We start from the raw sequence: 6,207 nt of genomic DNA on the forward strand, positions 1-6,207 counted from the left end.
GCTTTGGTAGAAAATTATGGAGTGAAAGTTGACCAAAAACTGCACTCTGAAGTTTTGGAAAGAAACAAACAATTTGCTTCAGCTCCTTATAGCGGTTTTGTGAATCCTGTTTTGGTTCCGAAATTAGATGCAAAAGGAAACATTATTTCTATAGAAGTAACACAACCAAAATCATTTGCAGATCAAATGTTGAATTACTCTAAAAAATATGGTTTTTTACCTCTAGAAAATTAAAAAATATTTGATTTTAATGGAAAAGGATGTCTTAATGGCATCCTTTTTTTATTTCAAAAAATTAAAATTTTATCTTTTGAAAAATATTTTTATCATAAATAAGATCACGATAAAAAGGAAAAACCCAATAAGAATTTTGTAATTTCCTTTGTAAAAAATTTTGTGCAACTTCGCATCTTTTCGATACGCATAAATCATTGCGATAACAAAAGCAACAAAAAAACAGGTAGCAAAAACCAATTGTCCTTTACTAAACATAGCTTAAAATATTTTGGACAAATTTAAGGATTTGTTTAGGAAAAGTTACTAATTTGCCACCTCATTTAATCAAATAAAATTATGCAAAAACAAATTAGCGCGGTCAAGGAATTTCACACAGCTTTCAAAATTGGTCATAGCGAAAATCCAATTGCTGATTTAGGCGATACCAAAAAAATGCTTCGTTACAATTTGATGAAAGAAGAAAATGAGGAATATCTTGAAGCCGTTCAAAATAATGACTTAGTTGAAATAGCTGATGCTTTGGGAGATATGATGTATATACTTTGCGGGACAATTATTGAACACGGTTTACAACATAAAATTGAGGAAGTTTTCGACGAAATTCAACGCAGCAATATGAGTAAATTAGGAGAAGATGGAAAGCCTATTTATCGCGAAGATGGTAAAGTGATGAAAGGACCCAATTATTTCAAACCAGATTTTTCTAAAATTCTTAAATAGTATTTTAGTTAGGTATAAAAAAAGAGCAATTTTTAAATTGAAAATTGCTCTTTTTTATTCTAAAATCTAAATTCTGAAATCTACACTTTAACTGTCCAGCCAAAAGTATCTTCGGCAAGTTTATGTTGAATATTGGTCAATTTATCTTTAAGTTGCAATGCAATTGAATTTTCTATTTTTGGTAATTCATAGTAAACGTCTTGATAAGAAAACCCAACAATCGGATTAACAACCGCAGCAGTTCCAGCTCCAAAAATTTCTTTCAAACTTCCATTTTTAGCACCTTCAACAAGTTCAGAAACTAAAACAGGTCGAACTACAACTTCTATATTTTCTCTTTTGGCCATATCAATAAGACTTTTTCGAGTTACACCATCAAGAATTCTTTCGCTTGTAGGAGCTGTATAAATGGTGTCGTTTATTCTGAAAAACAAGTTCATTGTTCCAGCTTCTTCTAGTTTGGTATGTGTTGCATCGTCCGTCCAAATCACTTGTTGGAAACCAGCTTTGTTAGCCAAATTAGTTGGATAAAATTGTGCAGCATAATTTCCTGCAGCTTTTGCAACTCCAATACCACCGTTTGCAGCTCTACTGAAATGCTCAGCAATTAAAACTTTTACTTCACCAGAATAATAAGCTTTTGCTGGCGATAAAATAATCATAAACTTATAATCTTCCGACGGATTTGCAATCACTCCAGTTCCTGTAGCAATCATAAAAGGTCTGATGTACATTGTATTTCCTTTCCCTTTTTGAATCCAGGCTTCATCTAATTGCAACAATTGTTTTAAGCCTTCCATAAAGATTTCTTCAGGAACTTCGGCCATTGCCATTCTTTTTGCAGAATTGTTGAATCGTTTGAAGTTTTCGTCAGGTCTAAATAACCAAAGATCATTATTATCATCTTTGTAGGCTTTCATTCCTTCAAAAATAGCTTGACCGTAATGGAAAACTTTAGCTGACGGATCTAATAAAAAGGGAGCATAAGGTTTGATGACTGGTTGTTGCCATTCGCCATTTGTAAAATCACATTCAAATAAATGATCTGTAAAAACTTCTCCAAAATGTAAATTATCAAAATCTACATCATTTATTTTAGAAGTTGCCGCTTTTATTATTTCAATTTTGTGGGTTTGGGTTGCACTCATAATCTATTATTATGTTTTTATATAAGGCTTTCGCCAAAAATGTTGAGATGATATTCAAATTTATGTTTTGCAAAATTAAATAAAAAACATCGTATTACTTGCTAAAAAAACATTAATTACGGCAATAAACTGAGATTTATTTATTGTCCAAAAAAAGTAAATATTGTGAGGATGTTTTTATGAAATATATAAAAATATTAGATTTTTTGAGAGCAAAACCTATTAGTTTTTAATTAAATTTGGCCAACATATAAAATTTTTCCAGCAAATAATAACAAAATCTATCTTGAAAAGAGAAATAATCCAAACACTTGACGGTTCTACGACTATTCATATTAAGGAGTGGGATGAATGTTATCATTCAAAATTTGGAGCCATTCAAGAAGCCCAACACGTTTTTATAAAAAATGGACTTTCCTTGTTTGAAAATAAATCAATTTCTATTTTTGAAATCGGATTTGGCACTGGTTTAAATGCCTTTATCACTTTTTTAGAATCCCAAAAATTGCATCAAACCATTAATTATGTTGGAGTAGAAGCCTATCCAATTTCAGTAGAAGAAGTTGCAATGATGAATTATGTTTCCGAATTGAATGCTGAAATTGAAAGAGTTATTTTTGAAAAAATGCACAAGTGCAATTGGGAAGAACCAATTGTTTTGAGAGATGATTTTTTGTTTACAAAAAGAAAGCAATTTTTTGATGAAATAGATGATTTCGAGAAATTTGACTTGATTTATTTTGATGCATTTGGATATAATGTTCAACCCGAATTGTGGAGTACGGCAATTTTTAAAAAAATGTATGACGCTCTTAAACCGAATGGGGTTTTGGTAACTTATGCAGCTCGTGGAGTCGTGAAAAGGAGTATGATAGAAGTAGGTTTAGCAGTCGAAAAACTCGAAGGACCACCAGGAAAAAGAGAAATGTTTAGGGCTAGTAAAATTTGAACATTTTTATAAATCTTTTTTAAGCAATAAATAGTTATAATTCTACGTTAATTAAACTTGTATTAATTATTTAATGTATAGTTTTACATAACCTTAGTTTTTTAGTTATTAACTTTTAATCATAAATAAGTATGTCGAAAATAATGTTTGATTATACAAAATCGATACTCGAGAGAGTAAGTTTTGACCCAATACTTTTTTGCAAAGAATTAGAAAAAGCGATTAAATCCTTGTTACCTTACGAAATGGAGCAATTAAAAGAATGGCTTTTAAACTTTATAATTGAAAAGCCAGAACTGAAGCAATGTTTGTTAATTGTGAATACATAAAATATAAAAAGGACCATTTGGGTCCTTTTTTATTAAATTGAAGTAGGGAAAAATATTTTTTGAGTGTTATATATTTAGATTAAATAAACTTAATTTTTTTTATATGCACAGAATGATATATGATTATACGAAATCAATCTTAGAAAAAGTTAGCCACGATGAGCAACTTTTTAGAAAAGAATTGAAAAAAGCTTTGAGAAGTTTATCTGCTTATGAAATTGAAAAATTGAGAAATTGGCTGCAATTTTTCACAAAAAACAAACCTGAATTACAACAATGTATTTTGGATGTAAACTTCTAAAATAATGCTCCTATCAATTATTTCTTTTGAATTGGACTTATAATTTGTACATTCTGAAAAGTAATTGCCCCTTTTACAACTCCAGTAATTGTATTTCTTAGCGCATCAATTATGTGAATTTTTAATTCGCTTTTAGGATAAATTAAACTCACTTCACGTGCTGGTTTTGGTTCTCTGAAATGTCTCAATTTTGATTTGTCTTTTTCCTTTAAATCTAATGTGTGCAAATAGGGAAGAAGGGTTGTTCCTAAACCTTCGTCGGCCAGTTTTATTAAGGTTTCAAAACTACCACTTTCTAGTTGAAAAGTATTTTCTGAAACTTCATTTTGATTTTTGCATAAATTCAAAATTCCGTCACGGAAACAATGTCCGTCTTGCAAGAGCAAAATATCACTTAGATTCAAATCGGAAATTTCTATTTCTTCTTTTTGTGAAATTTTATGATTTTCAGGTATATAGGCCACAAATGGTTCAAAGTAAAGAACTATTTCCTTAATTTTTTCATCTTCCAAAGGTGTTACAGCAATGGCTGCATCGAGGTGACCGTTTTTTAATCGAAGGATAATTTCATTGGTATTCAGTTCTTCAATAATGAGTTTGATTTTTGGATATTTTTTGATGAAATTATTCAAAAACATTGGCAAAAGTGTAGGCATAACCGTTGGGATAATTCCTAATCTAAATTCACCACCAATAAATCCTTTTTGAAATTCAACTATATCTTTTATTTTACCTGCTTCGTTAACAATGTTTTTTGCTTGAGTGACAATTTTCTGACCAATATCAGTAAGTTGGATTGGTTTTTTGCTTCTGTCAAAAATTAGGATATTGAGTTCTTCCTCAATTTTTTGAATTTGCATACTCAATGTGGGCTGAGTAACAAAACATTTTTCGGCGGCAAGTGTGAAATTTCGGTGTTCGGCAACAGCCAAAACATATTGAAGTTGGGTAATGGTCATATAAAAAATAGTATTTTTTGATGCAAAGATAAAAAACTATCATTTTTTATTATGGTTGTTTTTAAATAAATTCTACTAATTATTTATTCTATCTTTGAATTACATAAAGAATAAAAAATAATGAGTGATTTTTACCAAAAAATATTGGATAATAATAAGGAATGGGTTGAATCTACTTTAGCAGATGATCCTAATTATTTCAAAGATTTAGCACAAGGACAAACTCCTCCTTTGTTGTGGATTGGTTGTTCTGACAGTAGAGTTCCAGCAAACGAAATCATTGGAGCAAAACCAGGAGAGGTTTTTGTACATCGAAATATTGCCAATATGGTAGTCCATTCGGATATGAATATGTTGAGTGTTTTAGATTATGCTGTTAATGTTTTAAAGGTGAAACACGTTATTGTTTGCGGTCATTATGGTTGTGGAGGTATTTCGGCAGCAATGAAAAATGATTCTATTGGAATTATTGACAACTGGATTCGTCATATTAAAGACATATATCGTCTGCATAAAAAAGAATTGGATTCTATTGAAGACGAAACAGAACGATTTAATAAATTTGTTGAATTTAATGTTATCGAACAGGTTTTTGATTTGGCTAAAACGTCGATTGTTCAATCAGCATGGAAAAGTGGACAAGAATTATATCTTCACGGTTGGGCTTACGGATTGAACTCAGGATTCGTTACTGATTTAAACGTGAATTTTAGTTCTGACGAGGACTTGGACGAAGTATATCAATTGAAATTTTCAAAATAATTGAATGGTATCAATCTTCGTTTTCAAGATTTTCATTAAAAGCCGAAGGCAATAAGGTTGGGATAAATTTGATTAAAATGGGAAGTAGTAAACTGCCGCCAGGTAACAAGAATATAGTTAATGATGGAATCGTTTTACAAATATCCAATAATTGTTTTCTAACTTTTTTCTTTTCTTTTTCGTCTAAATCTCTTCGTGTGGAATAAGCCAATAATAGCATTAATTCTTTACTTTCTATAATTTCTTTTACTAATCTATTTTTATTTCGTGTTATTAGTTTTATTACCGTTTGGGTGGTTTGCTCGTAAAAATGTTTAACGGGATTGGAATAATTAAAATACGGTATTTCATTCTTGTAATTGATTATAAATTCATTAGTTTCTATTATACTTTCTGTTACAAATTCATCAGAAATGTTAATTATTTCGGCAAGCTTGTACAAGAAATAGGCTTCATTTTTTTCGATAACTCCATCACTCCATAATGCCATTCCAGCCATATCTATCAAATACTTTTTTTCTAATTCATTCGAGAGGTAATCTAGTTTGAGTTCTTCTAGATTTTGAATAGTAACTTTCGAAAATTTACTATATCGAACAGATGATTCGAAAAGTTTAATCAATAAATCATCGTATTTTGATTTGTTGGATTTGGTTTTCAATGCAAGCGAAACAATACTTACTATGGTTTCCTCTATTTTTTTTAGATACTTTTCGGGAATTGCTCCCTGAATTAAGTATTGGCGAAAAGCCAAAACATCAATAAAAAGCAAGGCATTGGTAACAATATGCGAAAAGTTTTT

At 30.2% G+C, this 6,207-nt stretch carries 9 protein-coding genes and 1 pseudogene; 6 read left to right on the top strand and 4 right to left on the bottom strand.

Translation table 11 applies throughout. The features are described from left to right. A pseudogene (locus tag PHC28_RS14395) lies at positions 1-234 on the top strand (dihydrofolate reductase); the annotation flags it as partial. Between the two features lie 69 nt (positions 235-303). Here PHC28_RS14395 and PHC28_RS14400 read toward each other — a convergent pair. After that, the gene (locus PHC28_RS14400; protein ID WP_300102089.1) at positions 304-492 is read right to left on the bottom strand and encodes a hypothetical protein; all 189 of its coding nucleotides are present in this window, start codon (positions 490-492) and stop codon (positions 304-306) included. 81 nt (positions 493-573) lie between these two features. On the opposite strand from PHC28_RS14400, the gene PHC28_RS14405 reads away from it, so the two are divergent. After that, positions 574-957, top strand: a complete 384-nt coding sequence (locus PHC28_RS14405) for a nucleoside triphosphate pyrophosphohydrolase family protein (protein ID WP_300102092.1) — start codon at positions 574-576, stop codon at positions 955-957. An 80-nt stretch (positions 958-1,037) separates the two neighbouring features. Here the strand turns inward: PHC28_RS14405 and PHC28_RS14410 are convergent, their stop codons facing one another. Then, the gene (locus PHC28_RS14410; RefSeq protein WP_300102095.1) at positions 1,038-2,105 is read right to left on the bottom strand and encodes a branched-chain amino acid aminotransferase; all 1,068 of its coding nucleotides are present in this window, start codon (positions 2,103-2,105) and stop codon (positions 1,038-1,040) included. 286 nt (positions 2,106-2,391) lie between these two features. Between PHC28_RS14410 and mnmD the strand changes: the two genes are divergently transcribed. From mnmD to PHC28_RS14425, 3 genes are all read left to right on the top strand, one after another. Further along, positions 2,392-3,054, top strand: a complete 663-nt coding sequence (mnmD, locus tag PHC28_RS14415) for a tRNA (5-methylaminomethyl-2-thiouridine)(34)-methyltransferase MnmD (RefSeq protein WP_300102098.1) — start codon at positions 2,392-2,394, stop codon at positions 3,052-3,054. A 131-nt stretch (positions 3,055-3,185) separates the two neighbouring features. Then, positions 3,186-3,383 carry a hypothetical protein gene (locus PHC28_RS14420; RefSeq protein WP_300102101.1) on the top strand — a complete coding sequence of 66 codons (198 nt, stop codon included), beginning with the start codon at positions 3,186-3,188 and terminating at the stop codon, positions 3,381-3,383. Between the two features lie 103 nt (positions 3,384-3,486). Further along, positions 3,487-3,684 carry a hypothetical protein gene (locus tag PHC28_RS14425; protein WP_300102104.1) on the top strand — a complete coding sequence of 66 codons (198 nt, stop codon included), beginning with the start codon at positions 3,487-3,489 and terminating at the stop codon, positions 3,682-3,684. A gap of 17 nt (positions 3,685-3,701) precedes the next feature. Here PHC28_RS14425 and PHC28_RS14430 read toward each other — a convergent pair whose 3' ends face one another. After that, the gene (locus tag PHC28_RS14430) at positions 3,702-4,643 is read right to left on the bottom strand and encodes a LysR substrate-binding domain-containing protein (RefSeq protein ID WP_300102107.1); all 942 of its coding nucleotides are present in this window, start codon (positions 4,641-4,643) and stop codon (positions 3,702-3,704) included. A gap of 120 nt (positions 4,644-4,763) precedes the next feature. Here PHC28_RS14430 and can point away from each other — a divergent pair, with 120 nt between their 5' ends. Beyond that, the gene (gene can / locus PHC28_RS14435) at positions 4,764-5,405 is read left to right on the top strand and encodes a carbonate dehydratase (protein ID WP_300102110.1); all 642 of its coding nucleotides are present in this window, start codon (positions 4,764-4,766) and stop codon (positions 5,403-5,405) included. A 10-nt stretch (positions 5,406-5,415) separates the two neighbouring features. Here the strand turns inward: can and PHC28_RS14440 are convergent. Continuing rightward, on the bottom strand, positions 5,416-6,207 hold a 792-nt coding region (locus PHC28_RS14440; RefSeq protein ID WP_300102112.1), incomplete at its 5' end, for an LETM1-related biofilm-associated protein.

This window comes from Flavobacterium sp., from assembly GCF_028712645.1.
Lineage (GTDB): Bacteria > Bacteroidota > Bacteroidia > Flavobacteriales > Flavobacteriaceae > Flavobacterium.

Coding starts and splice junctions, on each gene's coding strand:
- PHC28_RS14400 (WP_300102089.1), bottom strand. CDS start 492: ATGTTTAGTAAAGGACAATTGGTTTTTGCTACCTGTTTTTTTGTTGCT.
- PHC28_RS14405 (WP_300102092.1), top strand. CDS start 574: ATGCAAAAACAAATTAGCGCGGTCAAGGAATTTCACACAGCTTTCAAA.
- PHC28_RS14410 (WP_300102095.1), bottom strand. CDS start 2,105: ATGAGTGCAACCCAAACCCACAAAATTGAAATAATAAAAGCGGCAACT.
- PHC28_RS14420 (WP_300102101.1), top strand. CDS start 3,186: ATGTCGAAAATAATGTTTGATTATACAAAATCGATACTCGAGAGAGTA.
- PHC28_RS14425 (WP_300102104.1), top strand. CDS start 3,487: ATGCACAGAATGATATATGATTATACGAAATCAATCTTAGAAAAAGTT.
- PHC28_RS14430 (WP_300102107.1), bottom strand. CDS start 4,643: ATGACCATTACCCAACTTCAATATGTTTTGGCTGTTGCCGAACACCGA.
- can (WP_300102110.1), top strand. CDS start 4,764: ATGAGTGATTTTTACCAAAAAATATTGGATAATAATAAGGAATGGGTT.